At 71.0% G+C, this 16,675-nt stretch carries 18 protein-coding genes; 14 read left to right on the top strand and 4 right to left on the bottom strand.

What is annotated here, in order from left to right; all coding sequences use genetic code 11:
- From ctaD to AB0K03_RS07415, 8 genes are read left to right on the top strand one after another with little or no spacing between them, the layout of a single operon-like run.
- Nucleotides 1-1,920, top strand: coding sequence for a cytochrome c oxidase subunit I (gene ctaD / locus AB0K03_RS07450; protein WP_364681764.1), 1,920 nt, complete (start codon nt 1-3; stop codon nt 1,918-1,920).
- Nucleotides 1,917-2,534: a cytochrome c oxidase subunit 3 gene (locus AB0K03_RS07445; RefSeq protein WP_364681762.1), complete on the top strand. Its 618-nt coding sequence runs from the start codon at nt 1,917-1,919 to the stop codon at nt 2,532-2,534. The genes ctaD and AB0K03_RS07445 overlap by 4 nt, the downstream gene beginning before the upstream one ends.
- Nucleotides 2,534-2,914 (top strand): hypothetical protein, encoded by a 381-nt coding sequence (locus AB0K03_RS07440; protein WP_364681760.1) that lies wholly within the window; start codon nt 2,534-2,536, stop codon nt 2,912-2,914. The genes AB0K03_RS07445 and AB0K03_RS07440 overlap by 1 nt, the downstream gene beginning before the upstream one ends.
- Entirely contained in the window at nt 2,905-3,786 is an 882-nt protein-coding gene (locus AB0K03_RS07435; protein ID WP_364681758.1) for a cytochrome c oxidase assembly protein, read from the top strand. Before AB0K03_RS07440 ends, AB0K03_RS07435 begins: the two co-directional genes overlap by 10 nt.
- The gene (locus AB0K03_RS07430; RefSeq protein WP_364681756.1) at nt 3,783-4,175 is read left to right on the top strand and encodes a c-type cytochrome; all 393 of its coding nucleotides are present in this window, start codon (nt 3,783-3,785) and stop codon (nt 4,173-4,175) included. The genes AB0K03_RS07435 and AB0K03_RS07430 overlap by 4 nt, the downstream gene beginning before the upstream one ends.
- A 9-nt stretch (nt 4,176-4,184) precedes the next feature.
- On the top strand, nt 4,185-4,967 hold the full coding sequence (locus AB0K03_RS07425; protein ID WP_364681754.1) for a c-type cytochrome: 783 nt from the start codon (nt 4,185-4,187) through the stop codon (nt 4,965-4,967).
- Nucleotides 4,968-4,981: 14 nt separating this feature from the next.
- Nucleotides 4,982-5,827 (top strand): Rieske 2Fe-2S domain-containing protein, encoded by an 846-nt coding sequence (locus tag AB0K03_RS07420; protein WP_364681752.1) that lies wholly within the window; start codon nt 4,982-4,984, stop codon nt 5,825-5,827.
- Nucleotides 5,824-7,512 (top strand): ubiquinol-cytochrome c reductase cytochrome b subunit, encoded by a 1,689-nt coding sequence (locus AB0K03_RS07415; protein ID WP_364681751.1) that lies wholly within the window; start codon nt 5,824-5,826, stop codon nt 7,510-7,512. The genes AB0K03_RS07420 and AB0K03_RS07415 overlap by 4 nt, the downstream gene beginning before the upstream one ends.
- A gap of 62 nt (nt 7,513-7,574) precedes the next feature.
- Here the strand turns inward: AB0K03_RS07415 and AB0K03_RS07410 are convergent, their stop codons facing one another.
- A complete protein-coding gene (locus AB0K03_RS07410; RefSeq protein ID WP_364681750.1) occupies nt 7,575-8,021 on the bottom strand; it encodes a phage holin family protein in 447 nt (148 codons plus the stop codon).
- A 170-nt stretch (nt 8,022-8,191) separates the two neighbouring features.
- Here AB0K03_RS07410 and AB0K03_RS07405 point away from each other — a divergent pair, with 170 nt between their 5' ends.
- Nucleotides 8,192-8,554, top strand: a complete 363-nt coding sequence (locus AB0K03_RS07405) for a nuclear transport factor 2 family protein (protein WP_364681748.1) — start codon at nt 8,192-8,194, stop codon at nt 8,552-8,554.
- 14 nt (nt 8,555-8,568) lie between these two features.
- On the opposite strand, the gene AB0K03_RS07400 is transcribed toward AB0K03_RS07405, so the two are convergent.
- Nucleotides 8,569-8,874, bottom strand: coding sequence for a hypothetical protein (locus AB0K03_RS07400; RefSeq protein ID WP_364681746.1), 306 nt, complete (start codon nt 8,872-8,874; stop codon nt 8,569-8,571).
- Between the two features lie 156 nt (nt 8,875-9,030).
- Nucleotides 9,031-9,912, bottom strand: coding sequence for a hypothetical protein (locus tag AB0K03_RS07395; RefSeq protein WP_364681744.1), 882 nt, complete (start codon nt 9,910-9,912; stop codon nt 9,031-9,033).
- Between the two features lie 190 nt (nt 9,913-10,102).
- On the opposite strand from AB0K03_RS07395, the gene AB0K03_RS07390 reads away from it, so the two are divergent.
- The 4 genes from AB0K03_RS07390 to AB0K03_RS07375 all read left to right on the top strand — a co-directional run bounded on the left by AB0K03_RS07390 (nt 10,103) and on the right by AB0K03_RS07375 (nt 12,991).
- Nucleotides 10,103-11,086 (top strand): YihY/virulence factor BrkB family protein, encoded by a 984-nt coding sequence (locus AB0K03_RS07390; RefSeq protein WP_364681742.1) that lies wholly within the window; start codon nt 10,103-10,105, stop codon nt 11,084-11,086.
- Nucleotides 11,087-11,099: 13 nt separating this feature from the next.
- On the top strand, nt 11,100-11,414 hold the full coding sequence (locus tag AB0K03_RS07385) for a hypothetical protein (protein ID WP_364681740.1): 315 nt from the start codon (nt 11,100-11,102) through the stop codon (nt 11,412-11,414).
- A gap of 9 nt (nt 11,415-11,423) precedes the next feature.
- The gene (locus tag AB0K03_RS07380; RefSeq protein ID WP_364681738.1) at nt 11,424-11,933 is read left to right on the top strand and encodes a YetF domain-containing protein; all 510 of its coding nucleotides are present in this window, start codon (nt 11,424-11,426) and stop codon (nt 11,931-11,933) included.
- A gap of 293 nt (nt 11,934-12,226) precedes the next feature.
- Nucleotides 12,227-12,991 carry a potassium channel family protein gene (locus AB0K03_RS07375; RefSeq protein WP_364681736.1) on the top strand — a complete coding sequence of 255 codons (765 nt, stop codon included), beginning with the start codon at nt 12,227-12,229 and terminating at the stop codon, nt 12,989-12,991.
- A gap of 26 nt (nt 12,992-13,017) precedes the next feature.
- Here the strand turns inward: AB0K03_RS07375 and AB0K03_RS07370 are convergent, their stop codons facing one another.
- Entirely contained in the window at nt 13,018-14,784 is a 1,767-nt protein-coding gene (locus tag AB0K03_RS07370) for a LamG-like jellyroll fold domain-containing protein (protein WP_364681734.1), read from the bottom strand.
- Nucleotides 14,785-15,180: 396 nt separating this feature from the next.
- Here AB0K03_RS07370 and AB0K03_RS07365 point away from each other — a divergent pair, with 396 nt between their 5' ends.
- A complete protein-coding gene (locus tag AB0K03_RS07365) occupies nt 15,181-16,548 on the top strand; it encodes a DUF2254 domain-containing protein (RefSeq protein ID WP_364681732.1) in 1,368 nt (455 codons plus the stop codon).
- Nucleotides 16,549-16,675: the final 127 nt, after the last annotated feature.

Below are 16,675 nucleotides of genomic sequence, written 5' to 3'. Positions count from 1 at the left end.
ATGAGCGTCGAGACCGAGGAACAGGCGCGCTCCATCTCCCGCGGCGAGGCCGAGGCCGAGCTGGAGAAGGAGTGGGGTGAGCGGCCGTCGCTGCGCAGCTGGTTCAGCACTGTGGACCACAAGCGCATCGGCCGCCGGTACATGGTGACCGCCGGGATCTTCTTCATCCTGGCCGGCACCGATGCGATGATCCTGCGTACGCAGCTGGCCAGGCCGAACGCCACGGTGCTGTCGCCGGAGGCGTACGACCAGCTGTTCACCATGCACGGCACGGCGATGATCTTCCTGTTCTCGACGCCGATGTTCTTCGGCTTCGGCAACTTCCTCGTGCCGCTGCTCATCGGCGCCCGGGACATGGCGTTCCCCCGGCTCAACGCTTTCGGCTACTGGGTCTTCGCCTTCTCCGGCATCGTGATGTTCGCCAGCCAGATGGTCGGGCGGGCCCCGGACGGTGGCTGGTTCGGGTACGTGCCGCTGACCGACACGCCGTACTCCTCGGGCATCAACCTCGACGTCTATTCGCTGGGACTGCTGTTCCTGGGCGTCTCGACGACGGCCGGCGCCATCAACTTCATCGTCACCACCGTGAAGATGCGGGCCCCCGGCATGTCGCTCAACCGGGTGCCGCTGTTCGTCTGGGCGATCGTCGGCACCTCGTTCATGGTGATCTTCGCGCTGCCCGCGCTGAACGTCGCCAACGTGATGCTCTTCCTGGACCGCCGCTTCGGCGCCCACTTCTTCGACCCCGCGCACGGCGGCAGCACCCTGCTGTGGCAGCACCTCTTCTGGATCTTCGGGCATCCGGACGTGTACATCATCGTGATGCCGGCGCTGGGCATCGTCTCGGCGGTGCTGCCCGCGTTCTGCCGGCGTGGCGTCGTCGCGTACCCGCTGATGGTCCTGGCGATCGTCACCATCTCGATCATCAGCTTCGGCGTGTGGGTGCACCACATGTTCGCCACCGGGCTGCCGCAGCTGTCCTACAGTTTCTTCAGCGCGGCGAGCACGCTGATCACCATCCCGTCGGGCATCCAGATCTTCGCCTGGCTCTTCACGATGCTGCGCGGACGGATCGTCGTGCGTACGCCGTTCCTGTTCGTCGTCGGTTTCATCGTGACGTTCGTGCTGGGCGGCTTCACCGGCGTCATGTTCGCCATCACGGCCTTCGACCAGCAGGTGACCGACTCCTACTTCGTGGTGGCGCACTTCCACTACGTGCTCTTCGGCGGTGCCGTCTTCCCGATGATCGCCGGGATCTACTACTGGCTGCCGAAGTTCACCGGCAGGATGTACGCCGAGAAGCTCAGCCGCTGGGCCTTCTGGCTGGTCTTCATCGGCTTCAACACCACCTTCATGCCCATGCACGTGTCGGGTCTGCTCGGCATGCCGCGGCGCATCTACACGTACCCCGGTGATCTGGGCTGGGACCTGTGGAACTTCATCTCCACCGTCGGCGCGTACATCCTCGCCGTGGGCCTCCTCCTGGTGCTCATCGGCGTGCTGCACGCCATCCGGCGGGGGCGGCCGGCACCCGATGACCCCTGGGGCGGGGACACCCTGGAATGGGCCACGACCTCGCCGCCCCGGCCGTACAACTTCGTCACGGTGCCGAAGGTGCACAGTGTCCATCCGATGTGGGACGAGCGGACCACCGCCGCGCTCGCCACGGACCCGCCCCTGCCGGATCACCAGGCCATGACCACCAGCGAGCTGGACGGCCGTGAGGAGGGGGCGGTCGAGATGCCTGAGGAGTCGCTGTTGCCGCTGGTCACCGCGCTGGGCATCCTCGTCGTCGTGCTCGGCGTGCTGTGGGGTTGGTACTGGTTCGCCGGCGCCGGAGCACTGCTGATCTTCGGCACGGTCGCCCGCTGGATGTGGCCACCGGAACGGTCGCCCGAGGAAGCAGGGGTGGCGTCATGACGGCGGTGACCGAGAAGGCGACCTCGCCGCGGCTGTTGTCGGCCGAGATGCCGTCCGGGCGTACCACCGGCTGGTGGGGCATGATCCTGTTCGTCACGACCGAGGCGACCGTGTTCGCCGCCATGCTGGGAAGCTACTTCTACGTCCGCTTCCAGTCGGGTCCGCAGTGGCCGCCGCCACCGCTGGAGGACCCGAAGCTGATGAAGGTCATCATCATGACGGCTGTGCTGCTGCCCAGCAGCGTCCCGGTCATGTGGGCCGAGCGCGGCATCCGGAAGGGACAGCGGTGGCGGCTGCGCGCCGGCCTGGCGATCACGCTCGTGCTCGGGCTGTCCTTCCTCGGCCTGCAGGCGTGGGAGTACTCCGAGGACCTCAAGAAGCACACCTTGACCACCGACGCGTACAGCTCGCTGTTCTACTCCATCACGAGCCTGCACGGGTTCCACGTCGCCGTCGGACTGCTCATGGTCGGATGGTTGCTGGCGGCATCCCTGCGCGGCAGTTTCGGCTACCGCCGTCATGAGCGCGTGCGGCTCACCGCCATCTACTGGCACTTCGTGGATGTCGTGTGGGTGGCCATCTTCATCAGCCTCTACCTGTCGCCGAGGTTGTGATGCCGACACAAACCCGCCGGGCCAGCGGTTTCCTGCTCTGGTTCGCCGTGCTGGGCGGCGCGCTCGCCTGGGCGCTGCACCTCTTCGTCGCCTGGGGCGTCGACGAGCTCACCTGCCGCTCCGGCAACACCAGCGTGGGGGGCATCCCGATACGCGGCATCGTGGGCGCCGGCGTGGTGGTGCCGGGCCTGATCACCCTCGCCGCACTGCTGCTCGCCTGGCGGGGCTGGCGGCGTGCGACTGCGGCGCGGGACGACGACGACCCGCGGATGGAGCGCACCGGCATGATGCTGCTCATCGGGCTGTGCGCCAACGCCCTCTTCCTGTCGATCATCGCCGCCGGCGGCGCTGCGGTGCTGGTGTTGTCGCCATGTCAGTGACCGCGGCGGCCGTCGTCCTCGCCCACGCCGACCCGGGTGGTGCCGACCGGTGGGTCGAAGTGTCGGGCCTGCTGGCAGTGACCGGCCTCGGAGCGGCGTACGGCCGAGGTGTGCACGAGCTGTGGGCGCGGCGTGGCGCGGGCGCGGTGGTGTCGCGCTGGCGCGCCGCGGCGTTCCCCGCCGGGCTCGTCGTCATCCTGCTCGCCCAGCGCGGCCCGGTGCACGAGGCGGCCGAACGGTCCCTGGCCGGGCACATGACCCAGCACATGATCCTGCTGCTGGTGGCCGGGCCCTTGCTCGCCGCCGGCGGCGCCGGCCTGCCGCTCACCCTCGCCGCCCCGCGCCGCGTGCGCACGGTGATCGCCCGGTTCCGCGCCGGTGCGGCCGGCCGCTGGCTGCGCCGGCCGCTGAACCTCGCCCTGGTCGCCGCCGGTGTGCACACGGTCGTGCTGTGGCTGTGGCACCTTCCGAAGCCGTACATGTGGGCCGAGGAAGACGCCTGGATTCACGGCGTGGAGCATCTGTCCTTCACCGCCGCCGCGTGGCTGCTGTGGGCCACGGTGCTGGCCCCGGGCCACCGAGGGCTGGGCGGACCGGCCACCTTCCTGCTGTTGTTCGCTGCCGGAATGCCCGCCGCCGCGCTCGGCGCCGTCCTGACGCTGGCCTCGGCGCCGATCTATCCGGCCGGGGCCCTCGCGGGGCCGGATCCGCTCGCCGACCAGCAGCTCGCCGGTCTGATCATGTGGATCCCGATGGACGTCGTCATGCTCGTCGCCGCGGTCGCCGTCTTCCTGCGCTGGATGGTCCGGCTGGACCGCAGCAGCCCCGCCGACCGCGATCTGCGTCCGAGCCGAGAGGAGATACCGGCATGATCGCCCGTCGACTACGCCTCGTCTGGCCGCTCGCCGCGACCGCCGCCCTGCTGCTGGCGCCGGCCGCCTGCGCGGCGGTGCCACCGGGGCCACCGGCCGAGGTGCCCGACGGCGATCCGGCCCGTGGCGAGCGGCTCATCTCGACGTACGGCTGCGGCTCCTGCCACACCGTGCCGGGGGTCAAAGGGGCGAACGGGCTCGTCGGCCCGCCCCTGACGAAGTTCGGCAGCCGGTCGTACATCGCCGGGGAACTGGTCAACAGCGGGCCGAACCTGCGGCACTGGGTGATGGACCCGCAGGCCGTGGAGCCCGGAACGGCCATGCCGGACCTCGGGGTCACCTCCACCGACGCGCGGGACATCGCCGCCTACCTGTTCACGCTGGACTGAGGGGGTACCGTGACCGACCAACCCTCGCCGCCGCGCCGGGGTCACCGGATGCTGGCCGCGGCGGCCGGGCTCGGCGTGCTCGGCCTGCCGCTGGCGGCGCCCGCACCCTCGCCGTCACCGTCGACGTCCCCGGCGCCGCCCACCGGCCCTGACCGCGGCACCGTGCTGTACCAGCAGAGTTGCGCCAGCTGCCACGGCCAGCAGGGCGAGGGCACCCAGCGCGGGCCCTCCCTGGCCGACGCCGGGCCTGCCTCCGTCGACTTCCAGCTCAGCACCGGCCGTATGCCGCTGCGGAAGGAGGGGAAGCCCAACGCGCATCAGGACGCGGTCTTCTCGGAGTCCGACATCCGGGCCCTGGTGCAGCACGTCGCGTCGTTCCCACCGGCCAGCGGCCCGCCGATTCCGGCCGTCGGCGGCGGCAGCGCCCGCTCCGGCCGGGAGCTGTACCTGACCTACTGCTCGGCGTGCCACTCCGCCGCTGGGGTGGGGGCCACGCTGAACAACGGGCGGATCGCGCCGTCGCTGTTCCGGGCCACCCCGACCCAGATCGGGGAGGCGGTACGGGTGGGACCGGGACTCATGCCCGAGTTCCCGCCCGACGTGCTCAGCGACGAGGAGGTCGACGACGTGGCCGCGTATGTCGGCGTTCTGCAGGACGACCGGGGCGAGCTGGACCGGGGCGGCTGGCCCCTGGGCCGGCTCGGCCCCTTCACGGAGGGAGCGGTGGCCTGGGTGTTCGGCCTCACGATCGTGCTTCTGCTCGCCCGCCGGCTCGGGAGCCGGGCCCGATGAGCGGAACCGGGCCGATGAGCGACCAGACAGGCGCGGTGCGCCGCATCCGGTTCGCCTTCGCGGTGACCGTGCTCGGCGCCGTGGGTTTCGCGGTGACCTACGGACTCGGCGGCAACACCCAGCTCCTCGGGCTGAGCCTCGCCGTGGCGTTCGCCGGCCTCGCGTACGGGCTGGCCGTCTGGGGCAGCCGGCTGCTGCCGACCGGCGGCTTCGTGGAACAGAAGCCCGAGCTGGCCGCCCCACCGCGGCAGCGCGACCTGCTGGCCGCGGCGACCGACGGCCCGGAGAGCCCGCTGCAGCGCCGCGGCCTGGTCGGCATGCTGCTGCTGGGCGTCGGTGCCATCGGCGTGGCGCTGTTGTTCCCGTTGCGGTCGTTGCTGTCGTTCCGCAAACCCGCCCCCGTCACGATGCTGCGACGCACCGCATGGGAGGCGGGGGTGCGCATGGTGACGCCGGAGGGCGAGCCGGTGCGGCTCACCGACATCCAGGCGGGGACCATCCAGATCGTCGTGCCCGAGGGCCACACCCGCGACGGCGACGCCCCCGCCTTCGTCGTACGCCTCAACCCGGCCCTGCTCGATCGCCGGCCGGCGGCCGGTGACCTCGGCGGTGTGGTCGCGTACTCGCTGCTCTGCACGCACGCAGGCTGCCCGGTCGGCCTGTACGAGCAGACCACCGGCCGCATGCTCTGTCCCTGCCACCAGAGCGCGTTCGACCTCTACCGGGACGCCGACCCCATCGCGGGGCCGGCCGCGCGACCGCTGCCCGGCCTGCCCTTCGACGTCGACGCGGCGGGTTTCCTGCGGGCGCGCGGTGACTTCACCGCACCGCCGGGCGCCGGATTCTGGAGCCGGCCGTGATCACCCGGCGGCTCTACCGCGCCCTCGACGCCCGGCTCGGCACCACCTCGATCGGGCGCACCGCCCTCGCCAAGGTGTTCCCGGACCACTGGACGTTCATGTTCGGCGAGATCGCCCTGTACGCGTTCATGGCGCTGCTGCTCACCGGCACGTACCTGACGCTGTTCTTCGAGCCGAGCACGTCCGGGACGGTGTACGACGGGGCGTACCAGCCGCTCGACGGCTCCGAGGTGTCCAGCGCCTTCGCCTCCACCGTGGCGCTGAGCTTCGACGTCCGCGCCGGCCTGCTGATCCGGCAGGCGCACCACTGGGCGGCGTTGCTCTTCGTCGCGGCCATCGTCCTGCACATGCTGCGGGTGTTCTTCACCGGCGCCTTCCGCCGCCCGCGCGAGCTCAACTGGGTCGTCGGCGTCACCATGCTGGCCCTGGCGCTGCTCAACGGTTTCACCGGCTACTCGATGCCCGACGATCTGCTGTCCGGCACGGGCCTGCGGATCATCTACTCGACGGTCCTGTCGATCCCGGTGGTGGGGGAGTGGATCGCGATGCTCGCCTTCGGCGGCGAGTTCCCCACCCCGGAGACGACACCACGGCTCTACATCAGCCACGTGCTCATCGTGCCGGGCGTCTTCCTCGCGCTGATCTCCGTGCACCTCGTCATGATCATCCGGCAGAAGCACAGCCAGTTCCCCGGCCCGGGGCGTCGCGAGCACAACGTCGTCGGGTCGCGGCTGTGGCCGGCGTACGCGGTCCGCTCGCTGAGCCTCCTCACCGGCGTGTTCGCGGCCGTGTTCGCCCTCGGCGGCCTGGTGCAGATCAACCCGGTCTGGATCTACGGCCCGTTCCGCCCCGCGCAGGCCACCTCCCCGGCCCAGCCCGACTGGTACGTGGCCTGGGGCGACGGCGCCCTGCGGCTGTTCCCGCCGATCGAGTTCCACGTCTTCGGCCACCTCGTTCCCGCACCCTTCCTGCCGGCCGTCGGCGTGGGCACGGTGACCTTCCTGCTGCTGTACGCCTGGCCCTGGCTGGAACGGTGGCGCACCGGCGACAAGGCGTCGCACCAGATCCTCCAGCGCCCCCGGGAGAGCCCGTGGCGGGTGGCCGTCGGCGCGTACGCCCTGACGTTCTTCGCGGTTCTGCTCGTCACCGCGGCCGACGACATCATCGCCCGGCTGACCCGCATCCCGGTGACCGGCATCCTGCGTACGCTGCAGATCCTCGTGCTGGTGCTGCCGTTCGTCGTCGCCGCGACCGCGTTCTTCACCGCCCGTGCGTTGCGAGCGGGCACGGCGACGAGCCTGGGCGAGCTCACCCGCGAGGACCTGCACGCGGGCCTGTCCGGGCACAGCGTCGCCCCCGAACCGGGCGGCGAGCCGGACGAGCGCATCCGGCTGTGGCGCAACCCGGACGACATGTGGCGGTGGCGCTGGTACGGCGCCGGCGAGGAGCTGGTGAGCAACGAGGCGTTCCCGGACCGGCGGGAGGCGCTCGACGCCGCGCGGACGGCCTTCCCCGGCGTCATCGTGGAACAGGACGAACCGCCGGAAGGGGTGGTGCTACCGCCGCCGCGCCACAAGCCCGGCCCGGCCACCAAGGTGGCCGCCACCCTGGTCTGGGTGGCGATGGCCGTGCTCGGGCGGCGGGCGGACCGCCGGGCACCGTCGCGATCGGAGGCGTCGGATTGACGCCTCGCGGATGTCCATGCAGGACCGGACGCGCCCGGCGATCCGCTGCGCCGCCCGGCCGCTCAGCCGTTGTGGACGTCGCGGGCCGCCGCGGCCCCGGCCTGCCGGATCCGGCTCACCGTGCCGGAAATCGCTTCCTGAATCTCCTCGGCCAGCCGCTGCGAGCTGCCGCCGGCCTCGCGCAACTGCTGCAGGCCCACGACCCCCAGCACCGCGGCGCCGGTGAGATAGCCCGCGGTCAGGCCCGCCGCGGCAAGCTTGCGGGGCAGGAAGGTCTCCAGGATGCGCAGTACGGTGGCAGACGCCGCGCCGACGCCCAGAACGGCACACCCGGCGGCAGCCCCGAGGAGCAGCACGCCGGACGCGGCGGGGCGGGCCGCTTCGACGAACTCGGTCCGTACCGTCTGCATCTCCTCGCGTGCCACATCTGCCATGTCGCCGGCCAGCCGGTCCGCGGCGGACCGCTCGGCCACCGGCCGGCCGGTGTTTCCCGTGGTGCTCTCGCTCATCGGTGACTCCCAGGTGTCGATGTGCCGCTGTGCCGGCCGGACGCGCGCTGCCAGGGCGTGCCGATCGGATGCGGCGGCTTACCCGTTCGAGGCGCCCCCATGCGGGCAACGAATCGACCGTCCGCGACCGAGCGGGCTTTGGAAAATCCGGAGCGGGGTAGCGGCCGGGCATGACCGAGACGCGGATTGAAGAGCTCATGTGCCTGGAAGAGCAGGGATGGGCCGCCCTCTGCCGAGGGGAGGGCCGGGCCTTCTACGAGGTGATGCTCGCCGACGACGCCGTCGTCGTCGTGCCCGGCGCTCTGCTCGACAAGGCGCAGACGTTGGCCTCGTGGGACGGTGTGCCCCCGTGGGAGTGGTACGACCTGGTCAAGCGGCACGTGGCACACCTGGGCGAGGCGGTCGTCGTGGTCTACGACGTCACGGCTTGCCGCCGCCTGCAGACGCCGTACCGGGCGACGGCGTCGAGCACGTACGTGCCCCACCCCGACGGATGGCGGCTCATGCTGCATCAGCAGACGCCCTGGGCGTGACGTCGCGGTGCGGGTCATCTGATGAGCTGCTCCACCAGCAGGAACACGAGCAAGCCGAGGAACAGGGTGCCGGTGACCCAGGGCCGTCCGTCGCGTCGGTGTGCCTCACGCAGGAGCTCCTCGAGGGCGAGGAAGAGCAGGGAGACGGCGGCGAAGGCGAGGACCCCGGTGTAGAGAGGGCCGGTCAGCGTGCCGCCGAGGAACGCACCGGCGACTGCCCCGGCGGGAAGCCCGGCCGCGACGTCGGACATGCGGGCCAGCATGGGGCCGTCGCCCAGGGCCCGCCGTACGGTGGTGGCCACCGACATGCCGGTGATCACATCCTCGAGGGTCAGCGCGATGGTCAGGACGATGCCCAGGGAGTGGTCGTGCTGCAGGGCGATGCCCAGCGGCGGGCTGCCTGCCCCTCCCGCCCGCGCTTCAAACGATCGTCATCGGCCGGGTTCCGGCCCCGTGCTGAACACGGCCCGATGCGGTCAGAAACCGGCGAGGTCCGTGCAGGCGGATTCATCGGGCAGTAGTGGGCGGAAGGTGACGTCCCATGTCTTGTCCCCGGACCGCCACGGCGTGAGGACGCTCGCTTGCGCGGCGGCGTCGCGTACCCGGTCGGCCTCGGCGCCGGTCACGACTGTGCAGGTGATGCGGCCGTCGGTGGCCACCACCGCGCCCGGTAGCGCAGGACCGGGCCACTGCCGCGTCGGTGCCGGGCTCACTGGTGCCTCGTCGGCCGGGGTGTACGGCCGGGCCAGAGCCGCCAGGGAGACGCTGCGGTACGGCTCAGGTTCCGGCAGGTGGTCGTCCGTCGGCAGACGGGTGGCCCGCTGGATGAAGTTCTTGAGCCGGGTGCGTGCGGCTCGCTGCGCAGGCGTGAGCTCCGGGTCGTCGACCGACGCCTCGATCAGGGCGGGAACCCGCACCCGGTGCACGCCCTCGCCGGTGACCGCCGTGACCACGGTTGTCGTGGCGTCCGCCACGCCGGGATCGCCGAAATCCGTGTCCGGCTGCACGCCGGCCATGACCGCGTCGACGGCCAGCCGGGCCACCGTGTCCATCCCGGCGTCCTGCACCTGGAGAGCGGGCAGCGCCGGCGGCGGGTAGACGGCGATCTGCGGCCCCGGCGTGATGACGCGGCCGTCGGCGTACGCACTGAGGGCCGGCAACCGGCCGGGCTCGACCGCCGGGCCGATCAGGCCTCCCGTTCGCTCGATGCGCAGGGCGAGGGTGGGCGTGGGCGTCGGCGTCCTGACCGGTTCGGGTGCGCCGGCGTCGTCGGTGGTGGCGCAGGAGCCGAGCAGAACCGGAACGGCCAGTGCCACGCCCCACCGCCGGACGGCCGTCCGGGCAATTCCTCGCTTCACGGTCTCCTCCGGTGCTCGACGTACGAGTGGAACCGCCGTCCTACCCATGAGGGGCCGTCCTACCCGTGAGGGCGGTTTCTCTTCCCGGGGTGCGGTTGGAAACGGTGCCGTCGGGTAGGGCCGCGCCGGTACCGATCACGACCGGCGGGAGAACCTCGATGACCTCGGCCCCCAGCGCCCTGGCGCGGCGATGAACGAGACCCTGGCGCCCGGCCTGCGTCGGTGGCACAGCCGCGCCCTGGGCGGTCTCCGTGAGGCGGGCCACCTCGCCCTGCGCATGGCGCGAGCGGCGATGCGTGACCGGGTGCACGGGCTTGCCGCCGAGGCGAGTTTCTGGACGATGCTGTCGTTGCCGCCGCTGCTGCTGGCGCTGCTGACCCTCATCGGCGAGTTCGGCTCGGTGTTCGGGACGGACATGGCAACGCCGGTGGCGAACGCGGTGGTGGACTGGGCCGACGGCGTGTTCACCGATCGCACGATGCAGGAGGTGGTGCGTCCGTTGGTGACCACCACCCTGCGCGAGGGCGGCGCCGGGGTACTGACGTTCAGCCTGCTGCTCGCCCTCTGGAGTGGTTCCGCGGCGGTCAATGCGTACGTCTCGGCGATCACACTGGCGTACGACATGGCCGGGTTGCGAAGCTTCTGGCGTACCCGCGTCCTCAGCCTCGTGGTCTATCTGTCCTCTCTCGTGATCGGGGCCGTCCTGCTGCCCCTGCTCGTCCTGGGTCCGGCCACCGCCGGTGACCTGCTCGCCGACGTCGCGGGAGGGCACCTGACATGGCTGGTCACCGCCGGCTACTGGCCCCTGGTGATCGTCCTCGCGCTCACAGGCTTGACGTCGCTCTATCACGTGGCCGTGCCGGTGCGGACCCGCTGGCGGCGCGACCTGCCCGGCGCAGTGGTGGCCATGCTGCTCTGGCTCGGCGGCAGCGCCGCGTTGCGCTTCTACCTCGCCTCGGGCGGCCGGGACGACGCCGGTGCGGCGGCCGCACCCATAGCCGTGCTGATCTTCTTCTTCGTCACGGCGCTGGCCGTGCTCGTCGGCGCGGAGCTCAATGCCTCGATCGACGATTTCCAGCCGGATGCGTCGACCGATACGGGCCGGCGGGAGGCCCGCAAACGCCGCGGGAACCATGGAGCCGGGGGTTCTCGCCCGGCACAGACGCAGACGTGAAGGGAGAACTGCCGTGATCACCGTGTCGGACAAGGCGACCGCGGCCATCCGCCGGATCTTGAGCCGGTCGGGCCTGCCAGCGGGCGCCGGCGTACGGATCGCCGCGCAACCGGGCCGGATGTCGCTGCACATCGCGGTCGCACCGGCACCGCACCCCGGCGACGTCGTCCTCGACGCTCATCTGTTCATCGCCGAGGGCACACGGGAGTTGATCGAGGGCTCAGTGCTCGACGCGCAGGAGGACGAGACGCGACGAGTGCAGTTCGTCCTCGACTCGCGCTCTCTCTCGTACGCGGACCGGGCGTCTCAAATCCGCAGGCCGGGGTAGTACAACCGCATGTTCTTCGACAGCCTGCAGGACCTGTGGCGCGTCGCCGTCATCGGCGTCCTGACCTATGCGCTGCTCATCGTGGTCCTGCGGATCTCCGGCAAGCGGACGCTCGCCAAGATGAACGCCTTCGACTTCGTCGTCACCGTGGCGCTGGGTTCCACGCTGGCCACGATCCTGCTCTCGCGCGACGTGAGCCTGTCGGAAGGACTGGCGGCGCTGGTGCTGCTGGTGATCCTGCAACTTCTCGCGACGTGGTTGTCGGTCCGCAGCGGTACCGTCCGCCATCTGCTCAAGTCCGCACCCACCCTGCTCGTGCACGACGGCCGGATGAACGAGAACATGATGCGTCGGCAGCGAGTGACGGAGAACGAGGTGCTGCAGGCCGTCCGCGCGCAGGGAGTCGGTGATCTCGGCCTCGTGGCGGCCGTCGTGCTCGAGACCGACGGTACCTTCAGCGTGATACCGAAGCAGAACGCCGGATCCCGTACGGCGCTCCGCAACGTCCAGGGAACCTGACGACTGCATCGGGGCTGTCGTGTGCGGGCGCCCGCATCGGTACGCCCGCACACTGACTGCTCGGTGAGTTCAGCACCATGGAACACTCTCCGGTTCCGATACGACGATCCTTCCCCGCTGCGGTGACAATCGCGTGACAACTGCGCTGCGCCGCTGCGGAACCGTCACGGACTTGTCATGTTCCAGCGTGCCGGCTGCCACGTGTTTGCCGAACACTTCTCGCCGGCATGTGTTCAGCGGGCCGGGCTTTCGGGCCGGACCGGCGGTGGCGTCACCGCGGACGGGGGAGTGTGATGACGACGGAAGACAGCCGCCTCGATCGGTGGGAACGCGCCGCCGCGCCCTACCTGACTGCCATGTCGGTCCTGTTCATCGCGGTCTACGCGGTTCCCATCCTGTGGCCGGGCCTCGGCCCGGTATGGGGGCGGGTCTGCGACGGCGCAGGTCTGCTCATCTGGGCGTTGTTCGGGGCGGACTACGTGACCCGCTTGTCCCTGGCCGAGGGAAAGCGCCGCTTCGTGCGGTCGCACTGGTTCGATCTGCTCGTCCTGGTTCTGCCCGTCCTGCGCCCGTTGCGGGCGCTGCGTCTGATCTTCGCGCTGAAGGTCCTCAACCAGCGGGCCGAGTCCTGGAGCCGGGGGCGTCTCGCCGTCTACGTCGGCGGCGCCACGGTCCTGCTGGTCGCGGTGGCGGCGCTGGCGGTGCTGGACGCCGAGCGCGGACAGCCGGGTGCCGGCATCGATTCCTACCCCGAGGCGCTCTGGTGGGGCGTGGTGACGATCACGACGGTGGGGTACGGCGACCTGTCCCCGGTGACGACGGAGGGACGGCTGGTGGCCGTCGCCATGATGATCGGGGGCATCGGCCTTCTCGGCTTCGTGACCGGGTCGGTGACCAGCTGGATCGTCGACCGCGTCGCTGCGGGGCAGACACCGGAGGAGGTCACCCGTGCGGAACTGGCGGAGCTCCTCGACGAGATGCGCCGGCTCCGGGGAGAACTCGCCGAGCTGAGGGCGCCGGCACGCCTCCCCGAAGCCGGCCGTACCTCCGATACGTGACCGGTTGCCGGGTCGGAGGCCGCCTGTCAGCCCACGGCCACCCACACGTCGTCGAGCGTGCCCTGGAACTGGTCGGCGTTGCTGCTCAGGCCCTTGCCGCCGATGCTCAGCGGCGCGGTGTTGTCGACGGACAGGGTAGCCGGGACGGTGGTGCTTCCCCGGACGACACCGTCGACGCTGATGCTCAGGGTCGTGGCGGTGCGGCGGCACTCCAGGTGGTGCCAGGCGCCGTCGGCGACCGTGACGCTGCTCTTGGCCAGATGGATCGTGGGGGAGTCGGCGCCTGTCATGGCGCAGCTCGGGTGGCCTGGCAGCTTGTCGGCCTGCAGCTTGTACTGGCCGCCGCCGGTGGAATAGCCCTTCTGCAGGAGGTTCTGACCGTCGGTGGTCTGCTGTGCCGTCAGCCGTACGGAGGCGCCGAACCGCAGGGGCCGGCTGCCCGGGTTCAGGTCGGGCGCACTCGGGGTCTGCAGCACCAGCCGCGGGCAGCTGCTGCCGTCACACGGTGGCGGGAAGACGACCGCCTGGCCCGCGTCGTGCGCGGTCGTCCGCAGGGTCGCGCCGTTGCGGGTGGCCGCCTTGAGAACGTGGCCGGCACCGGAACCGTCGTCGAAGGTGCCGTCGCCGTCGGTGGAGTCGAAGTTGTACGCGGCGACGGTTCCGTCGGAGTCCGCTCTGCCGGTGGCTGTGGCGGTGAAAGAGGCATAGCGTTTCCGGACCGTACCGCCGATGGTGGTGAAGTCTCCTCCAGCGCTGACCATGGCCAGATCCGGATTCGCGACGAGGGCACGGACTCCGGTGACGCCGTTGGCCTGCGGCGCCCAGCCGGTCAGGTTTCCCTGGGCGTCCACGGCGGCGAGCTTGACCCGTGACACCGAACCGTCGGTGCAGACTCCTTGTGCTCCGTTGTCGGTGGTGGTGCAGGCGTTGTCGAAGTGCCCGCCCACATAGGTGATCCCGCCGAGCCGGGTGATGGCCTGGGCGTCACCGTCGAACACCCGGGTCCAGCGGACGGCGCCGGCGCCCGTGTAGGCGACCGCTCGGCCGCCCAGGCCTCCTTGCGCGGCGTACACGCCGTACGCGTCGGCGGTCACGGCCATGACCTGGGAGACCGGCTTCGGGGCGAAACCCTTGTCGAGCGCTCCGGTGGTGGCATCGACGGCGCTGAGCCGTAACGTCGACCGGACACCGTTGGTCTTGTGGAACCTGCCGCCCAGGTAGGCCCGATCACCGTGGACCGCGACGGCGTTGACGGTGTCGTCCGTCGTGGGTACCCACGCGGAGTCCAGGGTGCCACTGTCGAGCCGGAACGCCGCAAGGTTGGTCCGTGGTGCACCGTCGACCGCACTGAAACGGCCACCGAGGTAGAGGCGCCCGTTGCCGGCCGCCAGCGAGTGGGGCCGGCCAGTGACGGCGTGTTTGAAGGCGGTCAGGGCGCCTGAGGTCGCGTTGATGCCGGCCAGCGACTTCCGCGTGGCGCCGTCGATCGTGGTGAAGTCTCCGGCGGCGTACACGGACGCGCCGTCGACGGCCAGCGCCCGCACCGTGGCGTTCGCGGCGGGCCGCCAGTCCAGCAGGGCGCCGGTACGGGCGTTGAACGCGGCCAGGCGCTGACGGCCGATCTTCGTGCGGCCGACGATCGCAGTGGTGAAGGTGCCACCGACATAGACGGTGTCGCCTCGGTACGCGACCGCGTACACCGGACCGTTGAACGACGGGGCCGCAGCCGGGGCGTCGGAGACCACGCCGGCTATGGCGGCGCCGCCGGACACGACGACTCCCGCGGCCACCACTCCGACGAGAATCCGCCGGAAAGTGCTTTTACCTCCAGAAAGTCCCAAATGCATAGCCGACCGTAGCCCGGGACGGCGATCCGGTGAGCGTGAACATGATCGGCCGAACGGGTCGACACGGCGGTCCGCCGGGTCGGTTTGCGCCGCGTTCTGCCCATGTGCGCGGCGTGGCGGGTTGAGTCTCTGCGCCCTGTCCCTGGCACCCCTGGCGCGGGCGGAACGGTGACCGCTGGTTTGTCACGAGGTCGCCGACATGTTGTCACACGACTGTCATGGGTGGGCGGAGCGCCGGCGGGATACCTCTACGGGGACAGCCGTCATGCTCCTGGGAGGAGCCGTGACGCTGCTCGCGCGGGCCGCGGGTCTGCAGCGATCGAGGGAGGGGTTCTTCGGACCATGGCACGGGCAGGAGCACGACGACGTGCCGTCCAGGATGCCTGGCGCAGCCGGCTCTGGCCGTTGCCGATGGCCGGTGTGGTGGGGGCGGTCCTGCTCGGCGTCGGGTTGCCCGAACTCGACGACCGCCTGGTGCACCGCCTGCCCGAGGTCCTGACCCACTTCCTGTTCCGTGGTGGTCCAGACGCCGGCCGCGGCGTGCTCGCCGCGGTGGCCGGCTCGCTGATCACGGTCACCTCGCTGACGTTCTCCCTGACGGTGGTGACCCTGCAGCTCGCCAGCAGCCAGCATTCACCCCGCGTCCTGCGGACCTTCTCGCAGGATCGCGTCGTGCACGTCACCCTGGCGGCCCTGCTCGGCACCTTTGTGTACGCGCTGACCGTGATGCGGACGGTACGCACCGACTTCGACGGCCAGGAACCGTTCGTCCCGCAACTGTCCGTCACCGTCGCCTACCTGTTCACCCTGGCGAGCGTCATCGCGCTCGTGGTGTTCCTCGCTCACCTCGCTCGCAAGATCCGCGTCGAGTCCATGCTCCGCGACGTGCACGCCGAGACGAACCGCACCCTGCGGCGCGAACTCGTCGCGGCCGACGCGCCGTCGGCGATCGTCGAGGCCGACCCCGCCGACGCCGCGGTGACCGTCTGTGCCGGCTCGTCCGGGTTCCTGATCGCTGTCGACGAAGAGGCTCTGTTCGCCGCCGTGGTGGAGGCGGACGCCGTCGTCCGTCTGCATCGCCGCCCCGGCGACTCACTCGTCGCCGGGACACCGATCGCCGTGGCGTGGCCGGCCGGCGACCGTCCGCTCGACGACGCCGTCGTCGAACGCCTCCGAGCGCGCGTCCAGCGTGGCGTGCAGACCGGCTTCGAACGCACGGCGACCCAGGACGTCGCGTACGGCCTCCGCCAGATCGTCGACATCGCACTGCGGGCTCTCTCGCCCGGCGTCAACGATCCGACCACTGCCGTGCACGCGATCGGGCATGCGGCCGCGCTGCTGTGCTGTGCCGCCGATCGCCCCAGCGGCCCGCGCGTCCTCCGCGATGAGGCAGGACGTCCCCGCGTCCTTCTCGACCGTCCTGATCTCAGCTCGTTGCTCCGCCTCGCCGTCGCCCAGCCCAGCCGTTACGGCGCCCAGGAGCCCGAGGTGACGGCACGCCTCCTCATGCTTCTGCGCGAAGTGGCGTGGTCGAGCCGGGACCCCCGGCACCACCGCGCGGTCCTCGACCACCTCGCCCTCGTCCTCCACCACCTTGGCGGGCAAGACCTGCCACCGGGTGAAGCTGAACGCCTGGAGGGTCTGGCCCGTCTGGTCCACGACGCTGTCGACCATCGCTGGCCGGTGCCGTCCGGCGTGCCCTGTCGATGAGTACGGTCACCCGACGGCGGAGCTACAGGCCCACGTTGAACATCGGGTCGGCGGCGACCTTGCGGAAGGCGTTCAGGCCGGTCGTGGTGGAGTCCACGGAGATGTCGCGGTCGCCCTCGTCGTCGGC

This window comes from Actinoplanes sp. NPDC049316, assembly GCF_040677315.1.
In the GTDB taxonomy this organism is placed as follows: domain Bacteria; phylum Actinomycetota; class Actinomycetes; order Mycobacteriales; family Micromonosporaceae; genus Actinoplanes.
The sequence above is the reverse complement of the archived record's forward strand: the minus strand, read 5'-3'. Positions and strand labels throughout refer to the sequence as shown.

Excerpts from the sequence above, each read along its gene's own strand:
- AB0K03_RS07440 (WP_364681760.1), top strand. The coding sequence starts at position 2,534 with ATGCCGACACAAACCCGCCGGGCCAGCGGTTTCCTGCTCTGGTTCGCC.
- AB0K03_RS07420 (WP_364681752.1), top strand. The coding sequence starts at position 4,982 with ATGAGCGACCAGACAGGCGCGGTGCGCCGCATCCGGTTCGCCTTCGCG.
- AB0K03_RS07405 (WP_364681748.1), top strand. The coding sequence starts at position 8,192 with ATGACCGAGACGCGGATTGAAGAGCTCATGTGCCTGGAAGAGCAGGGA.
- AB0K03_RS07445 (WP_364681762.1), top strand. The coding sequence starts at position 1,917 with ATGACGGCGGTGACCGAGAAGGCGACCTCGCCGCGGCTGTTGTCGGCC.
- AB0K03_RS07410 (WP_364681750.1), bottom strand. The coding sequence starts at position 8,021 with ATGAGCGAGAGCACCACGGGAAACACCGGCCGGCCGGTGGCCGAGCGG.
- AB0K03_RS07430 (WP_364681756.1), top strand. The coding sequence starts at position 3,783 with ATGATCGCCCGTCGACTACGCCTCGTCTGGCCGCTCGCCGCGACCGCC.
- AB0K03_RS07380 (WP_364681738.1), top strand. The coding sequence starts at position 11,424 with ATGTTCTTCGACAGCCTGCAGGACCTGTGGCGCGTCGCCGTCATCGGC.
- AB0K03_RS07365 (WP_364681732.1), top strand. The coding sequence starts at position 15,181 with ATGGCACGGGCAGGAGCACGACGACGTGCCGTCCAGGATGCCTGGCGC.
- ctaD (WP_364681764.1), top strand. The coding sequence starts at position 1 with ATGAGCGTCGAGACCGAGGAACAGGCGCGCTCCATCTCCCGCGGCGAG.
- AB0K03_RS07390 (WP_364681742.1), top strand. The coding sequence starts at position 10,103 with ATGAACGAGACCCTGGCGCCCGGCCTGCGTCGGTGGCACAGCCGCGCC.
- AB0K03_RS07435 (WP_364681758.1), top strand. The coding sequence starts at position 2,905 with ATGTCAGTGACCGCGGCGGCCGTCGTCCTCGCCCACGCCGACCCGGGT.
- AB0K03_RS07375 (WP_364681736.1), top strand. The coding sequence starts at position 12,227 with ATGACGACGGAAGACAGCCGCCTCGATCGGTGGGAACGCGCCGCCGCG.